General features: G+C 61.9%; 17 protein-coding genes. 7 read left to right on the top strand and 10 right to left on the bottom strand.

Going from position 1 to position 17215, the window contains the following annotated elements; translation table 11 throughout:
* Positions 1-69: 69 nt before the first annotated feature.
* Positions 70-744 carry a hypothetical protein gene (locus VGG64_08690; protein ID HEY1599665.1) on the top strand — a complete coding sequence of 225 codons (675 nt, stop codon included), beginning with the start codon at positions 70-72 and terminating at the stop codon, positions 742-744.
* Between the two features lie 413 nt (positions 745-1157).
* Here the strand turns inward: VGG64_08690 and VGG64_08685 are convergent, their stop codons facing one another.
* On the bottom strand, positions 1158-2057 hold the full coding sequence (locus VGG64_08685; protein HEY1599664.1) for a DUF4349 domain-containing protein: 900 nt from the start codon (positions 2055-2057) through the stop codon (positions 1158-1160).
* Between the two features lie 346 nt (positions 2058-2403).
* Between VGG64_08685 and VGG64_08680 the strand changes: the two genes are divergently transcribed.
* A complete protein-coding gene (locus tag VGG64_08680; protein ID HEY1599663.1) occupies positions 2404-4224 on the top strand; it encodes an ABC transporter permease subunit in 1821 nt (606 codons plus the stop codon).
* Between the two features lie 132 nt (positions 4225-4356).
* Here the strand turns inward: VGG64_08680 and VGG64_08675 are convergent, their stop codons facing one another.
* Together VGG64_08675 and VGG64_08670 are read right to left on the bottom strand one after the other, a co-directional pair.
* Positions 4357-4599: a hypothetical protein gene (locus VGG64_08675; protein HEY1599662.1), complete on the bottom strand. Its 243-nt coding sequence runs from the start codon at positions 4597-4599 to the stop codon at positions 4357-4359.
* Positions 4600-4986: 387 nt separating this feature from the next.
* Positions 4987-5955 (bottom strand): tetratricopeptide repeat protein, encoded by a 969-nt coding sequence (locus tag VGG64_08670; protein ID HEY1599661.1) that lies wholly within the window; start codon positions 5953-5955, stop codon positions 4987-4989.
* Between the two features lie 256 nt (positions 5956-6211).
* Here VGG64_08670 and VGG64_08665 point away from each other — a divergent pair, with 256 nt between their 5' ends.
* Both VGG64_08665 and VGG64_08660 read left to right on the top strand, forming a co-directional pair.
* Entirely contained in the window at positions 6212-6634 is a 423-nt protein-coding gene (locus tag VGG64_08665) for a hypothetical protein (protein HEY1599660.1), read from the top strand.
* Positions 6635-7281: 647 nt separating this feature from the next.
* On the top strand, positions 7282-7500 hold the full coding sequence (locus VGG64_08660) for a winged helix-turn-helix domain-containing protein (GenBank protein HEY1599659.1): 219 nt from the start codon (positions 7282-7284) through the stop codon (positions 7498-7500).
* Positions 7501-7581: 81 nt separating this feature from the next.
* Here the strand turns inward: VGG64_08660 and VGG64_08655 are convergent, their stop codons facing one another.
* Entirely contained in the window at positions 7582-8133 is a 552-nt protein-coding gene (locus VGG64_08655; GenBank protein ID HEY1599658.1) for a DUF456 family protein, read from the bottom strand.
* Between the two features lie 205 nt (positions 8134-8338).
* Complete coding sequence (locus VGG64_08650) at positions 8339-8620, bottom strand: ferredoxin family protein (GenBank protein ID HEY1599657.1); 282 nt, start codon at positions 8618-8620, stop codon at positions 8339-8341.
* Positions 8621-9039: 419 nt separating this feature from the next.
* Between VGG64_08650 and VGG64_08645 the strand changes: the two genes are divergently transcribed.
* Entirely contained in the window at positions 9040-9615 is a 576-nt protein-coding gene (locus VGG64_08645; GenBank protein HEY1599656.1) for a sigma-70 family RNA polymerase sigma factor, read from the top strand.
* Positions 9616-9681: 66 nt separating this feature from the next.
* Here the strand turns inward: VGG64_08645 and arfB are convergent, their stop codons facing one another.
* Positions 9682-10104, bottom strand: a complete 423-nt coding sequence (arfB, locus tag VGG64_08640) for an alternative ribosome rescue aminoacyl-tRNA hydrolase ArfB (protein ID HEY1599655.1) — start codon at positions 10102-10104, stop codon at positions 9682-9684.
* A gap of 119 nt (positions 10105-10223) precedes the next feature.
* Between arfB and VGG64_08635 the strand changes: the two genes are divergently transcribed.
* Complete coding sequence (locus VGG64_08635; GenBank protein ID HEY1599654.1) at positions 10224-11678, top strand: PQQ-binding-like beta-propeller repeat protein; 1455 nt, start codon at positions 10224-10226, stop codon at positions 11676-11678.
* Between the two features lie 60 nt (positions 11679-11738).
* Here the strand turns inward: VGG64_08635 and VGG64_08630 are convergent, their stop codons facing one another.
* Positions 11739-13100, bottom strand: coding sequence for a PP2C family serine/threonine-protein phosphatase (locus VGG64_08630; GenBank protein ID HEY1599653.1), 1362 nt, complete (start codon positions 13098-13100; stop codon positions 11739-11741).
* 454 nt (positions 13101-13554) lie between these two features.
* Here VGG64_08630 and VGG64_08625 point away from each other — a divergent pair, with 454 nt between their 5' ends.
* Positions 13555-14172 (top strand): PEGA domain-containing protein, encoded by a 618-nt coding sequence (locus VGG64_08625; protein ID HEY1599652.1) that lies wholly within the window; start codon positions 13555-13557, stop codon positions 14170-14172.
* Here VGG64_08625 and VGG64_08620 read toward each other — a convergent pair.
* From VGG64_08620 to VGG64_08610, 3 genes are read right to left on the bottom strand one after another with little or no spacing between them, the layout of a single operon-like run.
* Positions 14169-15326 (bottom strand): MlaD family protein, encoded by a 1158-nt coding sequence (locus VGG64_08620; protein HEY1599651.1) that lies wholly within the window; start codon positions 15324-15326, stop codon positions 14169-14171. The two genes, VGG64_08625 and VGG64_08620, sit on opposite strands and share 4 nt — an antisense overlap.
* 7 nt (positions 15327-15333) lie before the next feature.
* Complete coding sequence (locus VGG64_08615; GenBank protein HEY1599650.1) at positions 15334-16254, bottom strand: ABC transporter ATP-binding protein; 921 nt, start codon at positions 16252-16254, stop codon at positions 15334-15336.
* 31 nt (positions 16255-16285) lie between these two features.
* A complete protein-coding gene (locus tag VGG64_08610) occupies positions 16286-17068 on the bottom strand; it encodes an ABC transporter permease (protein ID HEY1599649.1) in 783 nt (260 codons plus the stop codon).
* Between the last annotated feature and the right edge of the window lie 147 nt (positions 17069-17215).

Below are 17215 nucleotides of genomic sequence, written 5' to 3'. Positions count from 1 at the left end.
GCCCCGTGGGCTTCGTGCGTCGGAATTGTCGGCCTCCCCCTCTCGGAGTCGGAAGGAAGGAAAAAAACCATGTCACAGTTTATCTTGCAACGTATTGGACAGCGGACCGCGATGGGTGCCTTGGCGCTGTTGATCGGATGCGCGATCGTCGTCGATGCGAATGCCATCCATCCACGCCGCCGCGTCGTTGTCTATGACGCTGGTTGCGGTCTGCCGGCCAGCGTCGGACCGGGCAGCTTGAACCCGGCCGGATTCGGCTTTGGCGGCTATAGCTACGGTGGATATCCATACTACGGTTACTGGGGCTACATGCCCGGTCCGTACGCGGGCTTCAGCGGATACGGTCCGCCGGCCGGTCCGGCCTACGGCATGGTGGGCTACAGCGCTTACCCGGCAGCCATTGCTCCGCTAGGTGCTCCAGGCTGCGGTGCGGGTTGCCCCGCTCCCGCGGCGTGCGCCCCGATTTGCGGTCCTGCGTTGTGCGATCCTTGCACCATGACGCCATGTGCCTACCGTCGCTACCTGCGGCGGATGTATCGTGCGATGGCGTGGTGCAGCGTGCCCTGCGTACCCGCGGCCGGTTGCTCGTACGGAGCGCTGCTGGGTGCCGACGTCATTGGCGACGACGACGCGACGGGGATCAACGGCGAAACTATCGAGTTTCAGCCGAACGCCCCCGGCGCTGAATCCGTGGCCCCGCCCGCCCAGGACCGACCGAGCCCCTCGCTCGATCGCACGTTCTGATCAACTCCTTTGCGTCACGGCCGACCACGGATCCGGTCGCGGTGAGTAACGCAAAGGAGCCTACGCAAGACCTTCGGTCGCTGTGCCTGCTGTTTGCCTGTGTCATCGCTGGGGAGAGGGATGGCAAAGGGGGCTGCGGGCGCAAGCAATAACGGGCGTGCCTTGACCGGCACGCCCGTTTTTTTTGCCTGCCTTGCGCCGCAGTCAGCAATCGTCGAGAATGCCGCGACCGGCCGGCGCGGCATGTGTAGGATGCCAGCAAAAATCGGCTCCAGCCACTCGTTCGGGAGTGCCGATACGTTCAATACAATTGCCGGGAGGGCGGGGTAACGCCTAGGTTTACCCCGTTTCAGGATAGAGGTCATGGTAGCTCGACGGATCGAATTACCATGACCTTTTTTGCGCGCCAAGGGCTACCGGTGCGCTGCCTCGTTCGTTCGCCGGCTCCTGCGCCGCACGGCACGCGCCACGATATAGCCGGGCAGGCACGATAGGCCTACAGCCGCCAGCCAAGGCGCCATGGCGGCCGTTGCGACCACGGTTTCTTCTCCAGTCGATTGCAGGCTGTCGATCGACCCGTCGAAGGCACGTCGCACGCGGATGGCAAACGTCGGCGATTGTGGCGGTTCGTAGCCGTGGATCTCGGTGATGGAAAGATTCACCGTGGTCATGGCGGTCAGGTCCGTCAGCACGCGCAGCCGGCCTTGCAGACGCTCCATCTCTTCACGAGCCTGTGACAGGGCGCGCTCGATGGCCATGACGTCTTCCAGCTTGCCAGGTCGATCTTCCAGCAACTTTAGTAACCACTCTTCTTCGCGCGTTTTGTTGCGAATGCGGGCATCGATGTCGAAATACTCCTCGCTCATATCCAGCGACTCAGTGCGCGCACTTTGCAGTTCGCCTAGCCCTTGGGCCGCGCTGACGAACTCTTCGAAGTGCGCCACCGGCACACGGATCTTCCACACCGCACGGCGGCTCTCGCCGGTTGCGCCTGCCAGGTTGGAATCCGCGACGTAAGCGTCTAGCCGTTTCACTAGCGCCACAACGCGCGCCGGGACGTCATCAAAATCATCGACCACCAAAGCGACATGCGCCGTGTACACGATCTTGCGATTCAGCCCCGCGGGCGTCGTGTCAAAGCGATTGGTCGAAAGACCAGACTCGCCATCCGCAGTTTTCGTTGTTGCCATGGCAAAGTTTGCCAGGGCTTCGGCCGGCGGAGGACCCACTGGGCCGCTCGAACCGGAGCAACCTTGCAACACGATTAAGAGCAATAGCGCGCCAACGACGGTGCGGACCATAGGGTGCGACATGAACGTCCCCTCTTTGCGGAAATTCAACACGGCAGAAGCACGATCAGCCTCACAGCGATTGGTGCTCCCTGTGAATAGACGCGGTTGCCTGCCGAATCGTTCCCGTCGTGCGAGCGTGTTTTATTCGCCAGCCACTCGATACGAACGACGGTGCTGATAAATAGATACTGCCCGCGCTATATTTATTCCCGACGGGCGGCACGAGAGAAATGCACCGCTTCCGGCAATAGTCGACACCGACTCCGCAAGCTCACTTCGGCTGACTATAATGGGCCTGACCACGTGGCACTGCCCCGGGGTCGCACCGCATCGCCCGCCCCGATGTTTTGATTTCTTGGAGAGCCCGTTGTTTGCAGGACCAGTCTTTAGCCGCGAGGTGGTGACCGCGCCTCGCCGGCCACGGCTGTATGTCTCGCGCGCGGCTTACGTGGGGGCTTTGCTCGTCTTGCTGAGCACGGCCTGGCAGGTGGTCACCGGCACGCAGACAGTGCGCGATACGGGGGACCTGGCCCGCTTCGGCGTAACGTCGTTTCAGATCTTGGCGCCGCTACAGTTGGCGGTGGCGTTGTTCTTCGCCGCCTTGTCATCGGCCGGCGCCGTCGCGGCCGAAAAAGATCGCCGCACTCTCGACCTCTTGCTGCTTACCCGGATATCAAACAGCGAATTGGTGTTGGGCAAACTGCTGGCGAGCCTGCTGTCTGTGCTGATGCTGATCGTGGCGGCCTTGCCACTATTCATGCTGGTGGCGCTGCTGGGGGGGTTATCGTTTGCCCAGATCGGGCGCGTCATGGCTATCGCCTTGATCAGCGCTGTGGCGGCGGGCAGCATCGGAACAATGTTGGCTTTCTGGCGCGAAAAGACGTTTCAGTCATTAGCCAGCACAATGTTGGCCCTTGTACTCTGGCTGGCCGTGGGCGAACTAGTGGCGGCCGGCACCTTCGGTGACATGTTCGGCGGCACGTCGGCCACGGCCTGGGCTGCGGCCATCAGCCCCTGGCAAGCGACACTCGCCACGACACGCTCTTTCGCCGCCTTGGGCGAAGGGACCGAAAGCCTGCTGGGGCTGCGATCGGCGGCGGATCTGTTTCTACTGGACGCCGTGGGGCTGACTCTGGTGATCAATGGCCTCGCGATTGCGCTCGTGCGCGTGTGGAATCCTTCTCGTGAAGCGCGCCTGCCGACGGTCGAGGACGATGACGATGCGCGGCAGCCCACCGGGGCCGAGCATCGTTGGCGCTTGTCGCGGGCAGACAATGCAGCAACGGCCGTAGCGGCGCCGCGCAGACGCCTGCGCACGCGCCGTGTGTGGGATAACCCGATCTTGTGGCGCGAGGTCCGCACCTGGGCCTACGGTCGCAAGATGCTGTTGATCCGCCTGGCCTATTTGGTGATCTTCGGCGCATCGGCCGTGGCGTTGCACTGGACGCTCGGTGCGCGGCAAGGCGCGACTATGGCCGCGGTGGCGTTACCGCTCGTCCCTCTGTGCGTGCTCAGTTTGGTGCTGATCAACGTGCAATCGGTCACCTCGCTGACCGCGGAGCGCGACGTACGCGCGCTAGACCTGTTGCTGGTCACGGATCTGACGCCGCGCGAGTTCATCTTCGGCAAGATGGCCGGCGCGCTGTACAACACCAAGGAGATGCTGATCTTGCCGGCGCTGCTGTGCGTCTACCTGGCGGTGATGCGGCAGGTAACCGTCGAGAATCTGGTGTACCTGATCGGGGGTTGGCTGGTGATGGTGGCCTTCGTCACGATGCTCGGCGTGCATTGCGGCATGAACTATTCCAGCAGCCGCTTGGCGATCGCCGTGAGCGTGGGAACCGTGTTTTTTCTGTTCGTGGGCGTGGCGACCTGCATGCGGATCATGGTCGCCTTCAGCGGCTCGTTTCAATTCCAGCTGCAGCCGTTTTTGGCCTTCATGGTGGGGGGTGGCGTCGGATTGCTGGTCGCGCTGGGATGGAGAAATACTTCCACGGCGATCTGGATCGCGGCCTTTGCGTGCCCCTTTGCCACGTTTTACGCGTTGACCAGCTTCCTGCTGAACTACACGCTGGCTGTGTTTCTGGTGATTGCCGCGACGTATGGCTTTACCACCGCGGCGATGCTGATCCCGGCGCTCTTCGAGTTCGATGTGGCCACGGGCCGCACCACGGCCGACGAAGGTTGAGCCGCTCGAGACGGTGAGCGAGAGAGAGTCGCAGCGATACGACGCAAACAATTGCGATCTCGCGGCCGCTGCGTTTCGACGACGGCGCGCTGGCGGGTGACATCCGCGGGCGTTGCTGACTAGGAGCAACGCTTAGCGGTGATAACCCAGCGATTTGAACACGGCCAACATCTCGTCGTGCGTGATGAATCGCCGACGGTGCATCAGCTTGTACGCGTCGATCGCGCGGGCCAATTCCTTGGCGTCCGCCGTGAGCTCGTCATGGCTGTCGGCGAACTGCCGACGCTCGCGTCCGGGAGGCCCATCGTAGGAACCGTAACCGCGGCGATCGACAAACGTATCGGGTCCCGCGGTTAGCGCTTCGGGCATGCCCATTCGTACACTCCTAGTAAATTGACCGTTTGTCGAAGGGTCGCCGATGGCGCAACGCCAGCGACTGTGAAACCCGCAACGAGAAACGACCCGAGAAACAATACGTTGTCGTTCAGAGGTGGTCAAAATCTGACCGCTGCCCAGCGGCGAAACCGACCGGTCGTAGCGGTTGTAACGAAACGCGCGGCCGATTCGATCGAAGGACGCGACAACAGGCCACGCACAGAACGGCCGCGGCTGCAGCCGGGTACCCGGTGCCATGCCCACTCCATGCGTGGGCATGCGAAGTAACTTGACCGGAACACGCATGTCCATGTCGGACGTGGACATGGCACCCCAACCATGACACCTGGGTCGCCTTATTCCCGTCGCTGTATCGCCAGTGATTCGCTAGCGTGTTTGCGGCGGAGCCTGGCCGGGAAATCGTGCCATGAGCTGTTGATAGCGCGGGTTGGCCGGGTCGCGCGCCAAGGCTTGTTCCAAGGCGATGCGCGCATCGACGTTGTTGCCGCGGGCCATTTCCGCTTCGCTCAGATGGAACAGAATCTCCGGATTGGCTTTGTCGCGCACCAAAGCGTTTTGGTAAGAGACTACGGCATCGTCGAAGCGTCCCAAGCCCGCGTAGGCCAAGCCTGCTTCGTACAGCAATCCGGGAGGCTCGTCTCCCGGCGGATGCATATCCAGTAGCGACTGCAAATTCGAGAGTGCTCGTTGCGGCTCTCCCGCAGCCAGATAGGTTTGTGACAGCTCGTGCAGAATCTGTTGGTTGCGCGGATCGTAGGTCAGCGCCCGGTGCAGATCGGCCAAGGCCTGGCGATTGTCACCCAGTTGCCGCATGATCTTCCCGCGCACTAGCCAGGCATCAGCCGATTTGGGGTCGAGGTCGATGGCCGCTTCGGCGTCGCGCCGGGCATCCTCGACGTGGTTGGCCAGCAGCCGGAATTCGGCCAGGCGATCCAGCACGCTGGGATCCTCCGGCGCGATCTTGTTGGCCTCGGCCAATTGCGCAATGGCTTCTTCGCGTGCCCCGCGGCGCCACAGTGCCTCGGAATAGTGGCGCCGGGCGTCGACATCTACGGGACAGGCATTAACGGCTTGAGCGAACAACTTTTCCGATGCGGACCAATCCCGCCGATCTGCGGCGGTTACGCCCTGCTGAGTGAGCTGCCGCGAATTGAGCACGGCATGCGACTGGAACCCGCCGTAACCCGGAATGCGGCAACCGGCCGCGACCAGCGCGCAGATTGCGCCGGCGATCGGCAGCAGCCAGGATCGCAGTGCGCGCAGGGACACCGACCGGGCGACGCCGCGCGGCGTCGTCGGACCAGGATCGCGTGCCGCCATCAATCCGGAATCCATAGCGAGCCCGGTTCCCTGAGAATGCGTATAATCGGCCGCAAGCCAGAGCAGAGAAGGGACATAAGGGGGCGGGATAGTAGCAGATTGCCCAGCGGGCGACAATCCTGTCCCCAAGATACAGAGGTATGCCCTGGTGATTGCGGCCGCTTCAGCGGAGCGCGCCCCGAGGATTACGCTAGCATTGACGCGCGCTGCACCCCATTCGACCGCGGCGGCGAGACACACAAGCAAGCAAGCAAGCAATCAATCAAGGATCATGGCAGCAGTATTCGACAAATTAGGCATTCGCTTTCTTTACCCCGAGAACTGGACGCTCGATGAAAGCGAGGCATTGGCCGGCAATCAAGTGGTGACGGTCTATTCTCCGGGGGGTGCCTTTTGGTCCGTGATGATTCATCCGGCCGATGCAACACCGACCAAGCTGGCGACCACCGCGCTGAAAGCGATGCGCCAACAGTATGACGAGCTTGACGCGGAAGAAGTCCACGAGAACGTCGCCGGCCACGATCTGGTCGGCCACGATATGAACTTCTATTGCTTGGACCTGACCAACACGGCCCAGGTCCGCAGCTACCTAACGCCAGAGGCCGCCTATGTGGTCTTGTGCCAGGCGGATGACAGAGAATTCGCAGAGATCGAAGCCGTCTTTCGAGCCATTACGATGAGCTTGCTTAGCTAGCCTGATTCAGCCAGACGGTGGCGATCGCGGTGGATTGCGCCTCAAAGCCGCGCGAGGATTGTTTGTAAGAGTTACAAGCCGCCCCGGGCTGGCGGATGGCGCTCTGGCGACGATGCTAGCAAGCAAGACATTGCCATAATGCGGTTTATGTGCGGCTTTGCCCGCGTGCGCAAAAACTCGCCGCCGCTTTGGCACGGCACCTGCTATTAAGGCCCAACGTCCTGTGACCCAGTCAGCCCTGGGGCTTCCCGCAGCCTCAGGGCCGACAATCCAACAGGACACCGCATTGTAGGACCGTGAATCTTAGACGCCCGTCGCGGCCCACCGCCGCGACGTAAGACCCGAGACGGGTACGAGCCATTTTTTCACGGCTATCGGGCCCGGTTGGCCATCCCGCAGGCCAACCGGGCCCCTTTTTTTTGCGCTCGTTTCCTGGCGCTTCTGCGGGTCAAGATTGGCGCGAATGGCCGCACTTTCGGCATCGCCGGGCGCAATCGTCATCATCGGCTTGGTTGAGCCTTTTCTTATCTGGCCGCTATAATTTCCTGGCATTGGGACGGCCCGGATTTGGCAGAGCGCCCGTTGCCGCCGTGCCCTCTTGGCATGGCATTACAAGGAAGCAGTTCAAACCACGAGGAGCTGTTGCGATGGCAAGCGCTGCGGAAGTTTGTTGCGTCGGTCAGATTGGCGAAACGGCCGGTGCGATTTGGAGAGCTATAGCCGAACAAGGACCGATGAGCGTTTCGCGTCTGGTCAAGGAAATTGACGCGCCGCGCGACATCGTGATGCAGGCCCTCGGCTGGCTGGCGCGCGAAGACAAGATCGACATCGAGGACGGGCGCTCGCGCGTCGTATCGCTTCGCTAGGCAGGTCGGATCGTCGGCGACAGGAGAGTTAAACGCCGTGGACAGTTCTGGCAGCGGCTAGCACTAAGTTCAAATGCGCGTTCAGCTGCTGGCCGCGATCGCCGCTACGACAACCATTACGATGCCCAGCGTCGCCTTGCTGAGTGTGCCCAGCAAGCGGCCCCAGAAGGCGGCATGGCCGACGCGCCAACTGGCGTCCAGGCTGCGGCCAAGGTGCAATTCCCCCAACATGGCGCCGACCGTGGCGCCGGTCGCGCCCCCCAGCACGGCGGCCATTGCCGAACCAATCACCGGCACGGGCAACCCCACGACAGCGCCGGCAATCGCGCCGACAAAGGCGCCGGCCAGAGCTCCCAGGGCGCCGCGTCGCGAACCGCCGGCCCGCGTTGCCGCGGCCGAGCCGGCAGCGAACTCGACCACTTCGCCGGCGAGGGCCAACGCCAATAGCACGGCCAGATTGGCCCAGCCCATCGCAAAGCGCGAGTCGTCCGGCGCAAGCCAGGCCACCGCCGCCGATAGCGCCACTATGAGCCAATTGCCCGGCATGCCGAAAAGCGTCAGCCCCCAACAGAAAAGGAGCGCCGCACAGAAGGTAAGCCAAAGGGGCAAATCGACGAGTAGCGTGGTCAGCATGGCACACCGTTAGGGGCAGATACCAGGCCGTGGGCAAAGTCACATGTACAATTTGTAATTCGCAGGGAGTGCCTGCCGCTTGGAATGCGCAAAAGAAAACCCACCGGAGGCGCTTGGCGGGCACCGGCGGGCGCAGGGTGCAATGCAGTGACAAATTCGCAGCGGCAAACACAACACTGGCCAGATCGAGGCCGATGCGAGCGCGTTACTCTGCGCCGGGCAACGGGTCTTTCTTTTCGGTGATCACCGGGCACTGCGTTGCCATTTCGGCATTCAGCGCGGTGAAGTCCTTCCACTCTTCCGGCAAATTGTCTTCATGGAAGATCGCTTCCACAGGACACTCGGGAACGCAGGCCTCGCAGTCGATACATTCATCCGGGTGGATATACAACATCTGTTCGCCTTCGTAGAAGCACTCTACAGGGCAAACTACGACGCAATCCGTGTACTTGCAGCCAAAACATGGCTCGGCAACAACGTGAGTCATGGGAAACGCTTCTCCTTTCGGCTCACCTTCAACCGTGAGTCAAACAGGTCAAACTGCGGGCACACCACACATGGGCGTTAAGAGTCAAATTCCCGCTCGCCGGGGCACGATTGCTCACGGTCGCCGATCATTCAACACGCCCCAACGGGAAACGTCAAGTGCTTGCCGGAGAAGAGGTTGAAAGCGGCGAAACCGCACAACTGTGGGAATCATAGGTTCACCTCCCAGGCTCGTCAATTGCGCCCCGACCGGCCCTGCTTACTATCTCGAAGTGTCGGCTTGCCTCGATTTTTGATCGGTCTTAGAATCGAATGTGTGGATGGAGGCCATGGCTTTTTGGTGAGCTGGCTGGCCCTCACTTTTGTTTCAGGCAGGGATTGCTCTGCCCGCGCGCGCGGGTCAAACGAGGGCTTGTCTTCGTGGCACTCTCTGAAATCGACCGCAAACTGCTCGACCGTTGTCTCAACCGCAAGCCGCGCGCGTGGGAAGACTTCGTCGATCGCTTTATGGGGTTGGTGATCCACGTCATCAATCATTCATCGCAAGCGCGTTCCATCCGGCTCTCGCCCGAAGATCGCGAAGATCTGTGCGCCGAAGTGTGCATGACCCTGATCCGCGACGACTTCGCCGTGCTGCGCCGCTTTCGCGGTCAGAGTAGTCTGGCTACTTATCTGACCGTCATCGCGCGGCGGATTGTCGTCAAGCATTTACTGGCCAGCAAGTCGGCGGCCATGCTGGCCGTCGCGCCACCTGCGGGATTTCCGGCCGATGATCGCGACCACGAAGATCGTGTCGTCGATCGCGACGAGGTCGAGCGCTTGCTGGAAGACCTCGAAGGGAACGAGGCGCAGGTCGTACGGCTGTATCACATCGAAGGTAAGAGCTACCGCGAGATCAGCACGGCCATGGGCATGCCCGAGAACAGCGTCGGCCCGACGCTTAGCCGCGCCCGCGAGAAGCTGCGCCGCGACAGTGCCGGCCCGACAACGCACTGAGCTCGGCCCGACGGCGCACTGAGCACAGATCTTCCCTGACGCATGGCCGTCGTTCGGCGGCCGCATTCAATCGTCTCGCACGGGGCGGCGCCGTCCTTGCTTCTTGCTGGAATCCTCGCGCTTGGTCTCTAGACGGCGCTCGCGCGAGGCGCGGGTCGGACGCGTCCGCTTGCGCCGTGTCGGGGGCGTGGCGACCTCGAGCACCATCGCCCGCAGCTTTTCCAGGCAGTCGGCCGCGTTGCGCGACTGCTCGCGCGAGCGCTGGCTAGTGATCAACAGGTCTCCGTCACCCGTCAGCCGGCTGGCGTAGCGCGTGACGAACCGCTCGCGCACGTCGGCAGGCAGGCTCGGGCTGCGCGTCACGGCCCACCGCAGCTGGGCCTTCGAGCTGACCTTGTTTACGTTCTGGCCACCTGGGCCCGAGCTGCGCGCGTACGAGAATTCGAGTTCCTCAGGCGGGATTCGAATACGTGAGTTCACGACTAACATGATGGTTCGAGCGAACAGGCAGGGGGAAGCGTCCGAGGGTCAGTTACAGATGGCCAGCGGTGCCACGTCGACATGCCGGATGAATATAGTATAGTCCTGCGCTGTACAGGGAGTCGCTTATGTACTCGGTTCGCACGGGCCTGCTGTTGTTGTCGCTAGTTTTGATAGGCGGGCCGCCGCGCGCCGAGGCCGCGGAACCTGTAAAACAGCAAGCAACCAAAAAACGCTCAGCGGAGAAAACCAGTACCGCGGTCGTGCCGGACCTGGGCACGCGCAAGCAGGGAGAGGACTGGCCGGCATTCCTGGGTCCCACCGGCGATAGCAAATCGCGCGAGACGGGGATCATCGCGAGCTGGCCGCGCGAGGGTCCGCGGATTGTTTGGCAACAACGCGTCGGCGCCGGTTACGGCATGCCGACGATCAGTCGCGGGCGGCTTTTTCAATTCGCCCGCTTCGGCCTGCAGGCGCGTCTCGAGTGTCTACAGAGCGAGACGGGCGCGCCCCTGTGGAAGTTCGAGTATGCGACAGACTATGAAGATATGTACGGATACGACAACGGTCCACGTTGCTCGCCCCTTGTGGACGACGATCGCGTGTATATTTTCGGCGCTGAAGGCATGTTGCACTGCCTCACCGCAGTCGACGGGAAGTTATTGTGGAAGGTCGATACCAAGGAAAAGTTCGGTGTCGTGCAGAACTTCTTCGGTGTCGGGAGCACGCCCGTTGTCTTTGCCGAGCTGTTAATCTGTCAGGTCGGCGGCAGCAGCGAGGAGAGTCGCGACGTTGCGCCGGGCCAGTTGGATCGCGTGCGTGGTAAAGATAGCGGCGTGGTGGCCTTCGACAAGCGCACGGGCGCCGTCAAGTATCAGATCAGCGACGAGCTGGCCAGCTATGCCGGTCCGGTATTGGCGACAATCAACGATCGACCGTGGTGCTTTGTGTTTGCCCGCGGCGGGCTACTGGCCTTCAATCCGACCAATGGGCACATCGACTTCCACTTTCCTTGGCGGGCGCCGGTCCTAGAAAGCGTCAACGCCAGCAATCCCGTGGTTGTCGGTGATCGCGTATTGATTTCGGAAACGTACGGGCCAGGAAGCGCCTTGTTGCGCGTCGAGCCGGGCAAGTACGAAGTGCTGTGGAGCGACAAGGATCGTCGCCGCGACAAGCATTTGCAAACCCACTGGAACACGCCTGTCTACCACGAGGGATACGTCTATGCCTCGAGCGGCCGGCATTCGGCCGAAGCCCAGCTACGGTGCGTGGAACTGGAGACAGGCAAAATCATGTGGAGTCAGCCCGGCCTGAGTCGGTCGAGCTTGCTGTACGTGGACGGTCATTTCGTGGTGCTGACTGAAGGGGGCGATTTGTTGCTGATCAAGGCCACGCCCGAAAAGTTCGAGCCGGTGTCGATGGCCGCGCTCGAAGCCCCGCCCAACGCGGTCGATGCGCCGGGCGTGGGCCCGCGCAAGCTGCTGACCTATCCGGCTTGGGCGGCGCCGATTCTTTCGCACGGGTTGTTGTATGTGCGCGGTCACGACCGGCTGGTGTGCCTGGAACTGATTCCTGCGCACTGAGCGAGGCGCGGTGCCGATCGTAACGAGCGACCGACCTTCATAAGCGACGGTCCGTGTGGTTCAGCCGTTGGTGGGATAATCGCCGGTGTCGTGCTGGTGCCGCGATTGATGCCGGAGCTGATCCATCATGAAAGTGATGGCGTGACAGTGCTGCCGCACGGTTTCGCTGTAATTCTGTCGTTGGTTGGCGGCCATGGCCTTGGCTTCGTACCCCTTGAAGCGATCCCAATCGATCTGCCAGTCTTCTTCCGCGGCCGCATCGTGCAGTTGCTTCACGACCTTAGCCAGGCGCTCGACAATGCTGGCGCTGGCGGCGCAGTTGGTCGTGCGATAGGGTCCCTTTCCCAACTGCTTGCCGTCGAGCCGTGCCGTGGCGCTGATCGAGAAATGCTGCACAGCGATAAATATCCCGGCGATGATCGCCGCTGCCCCCACCGTGGCAGCCAACAACAGATTCCCGACAAACGCCATCGCCAGCGCAGTTAATACCAACACCCCCAGCGTGATCCAGGAAAACGGATGCACGGTCTTCTGCCCGACCGCGCTGCGGCTGCGCACTGGCGCTGCAACTGCCGCGGCATCGCCGACAGTCAACGGGCCAGCGATGCGCACGCCGATTACGGTAACGTTGTCAGGGCCGCCGCGCAGGTTGGCCAGGTCTATCAATGCCTGAATGGCTTCGCTGGGGGGCAAGTTCCCCAGGATGCAGCCGATCTCTTCGTCGTCGACCTGGCCTGATAGCCCGTCACTGCACAGCAGAAACGAGTCGCCTACTTGGATCGGGAACGGGCCTTCCAGGTCGACCTGTACCTCGGCATACGGACCGAGCGAGCGGGTGATGATGTTCTTCGGCACGTTCAGCTGAATGTCGGCGTCGCGCATCTGTCCGCTGGCTTGCATCTCCCACACCAGGCTGTGGTCGAAGGTAAGTTGATCCAGCCGGTTCGCTCGGAAGCGATAGACGCGACTGTCCCCCACGTGCGCCACGAGCGCTCCTTCGGGCAGGATCAACAGCGCGCTGCTGGTGGTGCCCATGCCGCGGAAATCTGGATTGCTCTGTCCGCGCGAGAAGACCCGCTCGTTGGCATCTTGAAAGGCAAAGCGGAGGGCATCGACGGGCGACTCGTCGGGTGCCTTGTAATACGTCAGCGAGACGAAATCGGTGGCCATCTTGCTGGCCAGTTCGCCAGCCGCGTGGGCACCCATGCCATCGGCCACCATGAACAAATGCCCGCGACGCAACCATTCGTGCTCGTCGGGAGAGACGACGGCCACGAACGAATCTTGATTGTTCGCGCGACGCAATCCGACGTCGCTAGCTGCGGCGTATTCGATGGCGTCTCGTAGATTGTGCGTGGGGGCAGACATCAAAGGTCCGGTCGTGGCGGCGCTGCTGTCACTGCTGCGAGCATCGCTCGCCATCCAGCCCACTGTATGTATCTTAGCCCCCCGAGCACCCTGGCAATAGCCAGCATGCTAGCGAGGCGGGCAGCCTTGCGCCTGTTGTAACGATAGCACGTTGCCCGGATGGGGGTCGCCGGAATACCGACAACACGCATCGACCTGGAAGGGGGACCGGACTGCCGCTATACTCCGCCCCTCATTTCACGGTTTTGTCGAGGCATTGTTGGTTCGTGGCTGCCGAGCCGCGCCTGACATCGACAAGCCATTTCGGGCGTTCGCCGCGTTCTATCGAGACAGAATCAACGTTACGAGATTCGTAGTTTTGCGCGCCGCCTAAAAGCGGGCGTATACACATACGACGGGTCCTCCTTTGGCCTTCAGGAAACCAAACTGGCGCGGATACCGAAGCAGCGGCGCATCGTGTGCCGTGGTGATGGCGTTGTTTTGCCTCGTTGGATGCGTGCAGCGGCGGATGACGATCCGCTCGAATCCCCCGGGAGCATACGTCTACGTCGATAACTATCCGATCGGCGTGACGCCGGTGGCGACCGATTTTGTCTACTATGGCAAGCGGCAGTTCCGCCTGGTGGCCGACGGTTATGAAACGCTTACGGTTGACCAGAAGGTGCGTGCCCCCTGGTATCAATGGTTCGGCATCGACTTCATCAGCGAAAACTTGGTCCCGTACAATATTCGCGACGAGCAAACGCTGAACTTCCAATTGGTGCCCCAGCAAATTCCCTCGATTCCCGAGTTGACTGCGCGCGGCGAAGAGTTGCGCACGTCGACGCAAGCGCAACGCTACGTGGCGCCGGTGCCGCCGCCGCAACAGCCTCCACCGGGGACGTATGGCGGGCCGCCGATAGGACCGCCGGGTGTGCCGCCCGCTACGGTGGCGCCGCCGGGCGCCATGCCGCCGATCGGGCCACCAGGCACGCGCGTACCAGCCCCCTCGACGGGTCAGCCGATTTATACGATGCCGCCGCCGAGCGGCCCGGGAGTTAACGTCCCGCCGCCGGCCTACGGGCCGCCACCAGGCGCCATGCCCCCGCCGGGCGCGATTCCGCCGCCGCAGCAGTTGTCCCCCTAACGGGTCATCGGCGTCCAGATGGGCGCGGATGCCGAAGGGGGGCAGACCATGTCCTGGCCCGTTTCGCCTTGCGCGCCGAACAACCCCTGCTTGGCCCCCGTGCTGCCGCGCAACGCACCGCTCACGCCTAGCAACTCGGGGTGGCGCGCGATCTTGTTGGAGAATTCGCGGGCGTCACGCACCACGGGTTGCAACTGCCGAGTGAGGGTCTCGACATTGGCCACTGCCGAGCTGACGCGCCGGTAGAGTTGCGGATCGCTCATCAACTGCCCCAACGAGCCATTGGGATCGTTCAAGTGTTCGGTAAAGATTTGCATTTCTGAAAGCACACGATCGAGCTTCTGCGCCGTGCGGTCGATCGACTCCACGAGTTGCGGCCCACGCTGTCCAAGCGGGCGGGTCAGACCTTCCATGTTTTGCAGATTGCGGTCGGCCGCTTGTAGCGTGGTTTTGAAGCCGTTGACCGCTTCGCGCGTGTCGTGAATCACATCGGGCAGGTCGTTCAGCGCCTGCTTCAACTTTTCCTGCGTATTGACGTCGCCAATGACGGAGTTGGCATTTTCGGTGACGGCTCGAATGCTATCGATCGTCTCCTCGGCTTTGCTGGCCACGCGTGCGATCTGCTCGTCATTGTTTTCCAGCAAGTCGGAAACGCGCCGCGCCAGACGGCCGATCTCGTCGCTGGTCGTGGCCACGCTCTTCACGGCTTCGGCCAAAGTGCCTTCCAGATTGCCGAAGGCTTGCAAGGGGTCAGGGGTGGCGATGCCGACCAGCCGGCTGCCGTCTTCGATCGGGTCGCGGGGAAGTTTTTCGTTCGATCCCACGATCTGGATCACCGCGTCGCCCCCCAGTAGCGAGTTGCTGACTTGGCAGATGTCGTTCGTGTACACCTTGTCCTTGGCCGTGATATCGGCCGTGACCAGCACGCCGTTCTCGTTCAGCTCGACCTCGGTGACGCGGCCGATAAGGACGCCGGATTTGCGAATCGGCGTCTCGCGCGAGACTCCCAGCGCCTGGTGGAAGATAATATAGACCGTTTTCGTCGGCGTGGTGACGTTAGGGAGCGAGCCAAACAATACCACCAGAATGCCGGCGATAATAAAGCTCGCCAGCACCATCACGCCCACCCGAAATTGAACGACGCGTTCGTCCATCGCTATGTCAGTTGTCCTTGCGGGCTGCTAGTTCGCGCATTTCCATAAGCCGCTCGCCCGCCTCGCCCTTGACGAACTGCGACACGCGGTTGTCGTCGCAATCGTCGAGATCCTGTGGCTTGCCGTCGTAAATCACTTGCGGGGCGTCCGCTTCCAGACGTGACAGCGGATACAGCATCACCACGCGGTCGGCCACCTTGCGGGCCGTGTGCATGTCGTGCGTGACGACGATGCTAGTGACCGTGTAGCGCTCGCGCGTGCGGATAATCAGCTCGTTGATCACGTCGCTCATGATCGGGTCGAGTCCGGTCGTCGGCTCGTCGTAGAGCATGATTTCCGGGTCGAGCGCCAGAGCGCGGGCCAGGCCGACGCGCTTGCGCATGCCGCCCGAGAGTTCGGCCGGTTTTTTGACGAGCGCCGTTTCCGGCAGCCCGACCTCGGCCAGCCGCTTGAGCACAATGTCGCGAATCTCTTCGTGCGACTTGCCGCTGTGCTGCCGCAAGGGAAAGGCCACGTTTTGTTCGACGTTCATGCTGTCGAACAAGGCCGCTTGCTGGAACAAGAAACCGAAGCGAATGCGCTGGCGGGTCAGTTCTTTGTCGCTCATATGCGACAAATCGACACCGTCGAACAGCACCTGCCCGCGCGTCGGATGTACCAGCCCAATGATGGTCTTCAACAGTACGGTCTTGCCGCAGCCGCTTTCGCCGATCAATCCCAGGGTCTGGCCCCGCGGAACGTCGAGCGTGATATTGCGCAGCACCCGTTGCCGTCCGAACTGCACGGACAGGTCGTGGATCTCGACCAGTTTGCGGGTTTTCTGCTCGGCGGTGATGGGTTTAGCGCTCACTAGTATCCGTTGGTCACGAGTTGCGACCCATTTGGGCCAAGGTGATGTGCTGGCGATTTGTCGAGTTGCGAGTGTCATGCGGCGGGCTCCTGCCGGCGGCGCCGCTCGCTCATAGGAAGGAAACTCCGTGTGGCCAGAGCATGTAATACAGCCGGTCGAGCATGACCCCCAAGCCGAAGTCGAGTATCAAAATGACGACAAACGAGTTGACGAATGCGCTGTATGCGGCGCGACCAACCCCTTCGGCACCGGGGTCGCAATGGAAGCCGCGATGGCAACTGATCAAGGCAATCGCGGCTCCGAAGAACAGGCTCTTGAAAACGCCGCCGAACAGGTCGAACGCGCCGACGAATTTCTGCGAGTTCTCCCAATAGTGATGGTTGTCGATGCCCAGCATTTGCGTGCTGTAAAACCAACCTCCGACCACGCCCATGAAATCGGCCATGACGGTCAGCGTGGGAATCAACACCAGGCAACCGAGGAATCTTGGCACCACCAGATACTGAATCGGGTTCGCGCCCATGCTCGACAAGGCGTCGATCTGCTCGGTGACGCGCATTGTGCCCAACTCGGCGGCCATAGCGCTACCGACACGGCCGGCCAGCATCGTGGCGGCCAGCACCGGACCCAACTCGCGGACCAACGACATATTGATGATCGCACCGAGTCGCGTCTCGAGATTCACGACGCGAAATTGCGAGTAGCTTTGTACGGCCAGCACCATGCCGATGAAGGTGCCGGTCAATGCCACCACAGGCAGGCTCAGCACGCCAATTTGATAAAAATTCGGCAGCAGCGTTTCGCGCTGTGGCACGCGCGAAACCAGCCACAGCATGGTCCGCGTGCCAAAGAGCATGATGTCACCCAACGCCGAGATCCACGTGATCACCATATCGCCCAGGTCGGCGACCCAGGAGGTAATCGCGTGTGTGATCGACCAGCGTCGGTCCACAGGCGCAAGTGTGGCGTTGTTGAAGGATGCGTTCATCGAGAGGAGTAGGCACTAGAGGGGATGTAAGGACCGCCAGCGCGGCGCCGG

This window comes from Pirellulales bacterium, from assembly GCA_036490175.1.
Lineage (GTDB): Bacteria > Planctomycetota > Planctomycetia > Pirellulales > JACPPG01 > JACPPG01.
The sequence above is the reverse complement of the archived record's forward strand: the minus strand, read 5'-3'. Positions and strand labels throughout refer to the sequence as shown.

What these genes read in the sequence shown, in the direction of transcription:
- VGG64_08690 (HEY1599665.1), top strand. Translation starts at nt 70, where the DNA reads ATGTCACAGTTTATCTTGCAACGTATTGGACAGCGGACCGCGATGGGT.
- VGG64_08685 (HEY1599664.1), bottom strand. Translation starts at nt 2,057, where the DNA reads ATGTCGCACCCTATGGTCCGCACCGTCGTTGGCGCGCTATTGCTCTTA.
- VGG64_08675 (HEY1599662.1), bottom strand. Translation starts at nt 4,599, where the DNA reads ATGGGCATGCCCGAAGCGCTAACCGCGGGACCCGATACGTTTGTCGAT.
- VGG64_08670 (HEY1599661.1), bottom strand. Translation starts at nt 5,955, where the DNA reads ATGGATTCCGGATTGATGGCGGCACGCGATCCTGGTCCGACGACGCCG.
- VGG64_08665 (HEY1599660.1), top strand. Translation starts at nt 6,212, where the DNA reads ATGGCAGCAGTATTCGACAAATTAGGCATTCGCTTTCTTTACCCCGAG.
- VGG64_08660 (HEY1599659.1), top strand. Translation starts at nt 7,282, where the DNA reads ATGGCAAGCGCTGCGGAAGTTTGTTGCGTCGGTCAGATTGGCGAAACG.
- VGG64_08655 (HEY1599658.1), bottom strand. Translation starts at nt 8,133, where the DNA reads ATGCTGACCACGCTACTCGTCGATTTGCCCCTTTGGCTTACCTTCTGT.
- VGG64_08650 (HEY1599657.1), bottom strand. Translation starts at nt 8,620, where the DNA reads ATGACTCACGTTGTTGCCGAGCCATGTTTTGGCTGCAAGTACACGGAT.
- arfB (HEY1599655.1), bottom strand. Translation starts at nt 10,104, where the DNA reads ATGTTAGTCGTGAACTCACGTATTCGAATCCCGCCTGAGGAACTCGAA.
- VGG64_08635 (HEY1599654.1), top strand. Translation starts at nt 10,224, where the DNA reads ATGTACTCGGTTCGCACGGGCCTGCTGTTGTTGTCGCTAGTTTTGATA.
- VGG64_08630 (HEY1599653.1), bottom strand. Translation starts at nt 13,100, where the DNA reads ATGGCGAGCGATGCTCGCAGCAGTGACAGCAGCGCCGCCACGACCGGA.
- VGG64_08625 (HEY1599652.1), top strand. Translation starts at nt 13,555, where the DNA reads ATGACGATCCGCTCGAATCCCCCGGGAGCATACGTCTACGTCGATAAC.
- VGG64_08620 (HEY1599651.1), bottom strand. Translation starts at nt 15,326, where the DNA reads ATGGACGAACGCGTCGTTCAATTTCGGGTGGGCGTGATGGTGCTGGCG.
- VGG64_08615 (HEY1599650.1), bottom strand. Translation starts at nt 16,254, where the DNA reads ATGACACTCGCAACTCGACAAATCGCCAGCACATCACCTTGGCCCAAA.
- VGG64_08610 (HEY1599649.1), bottom strand. Translation starts at nt 17,068, where the DNA reads ATGGTGATCACGTGGATCTCGGCGTTGGGTGACATCATGCTCTTTGGC.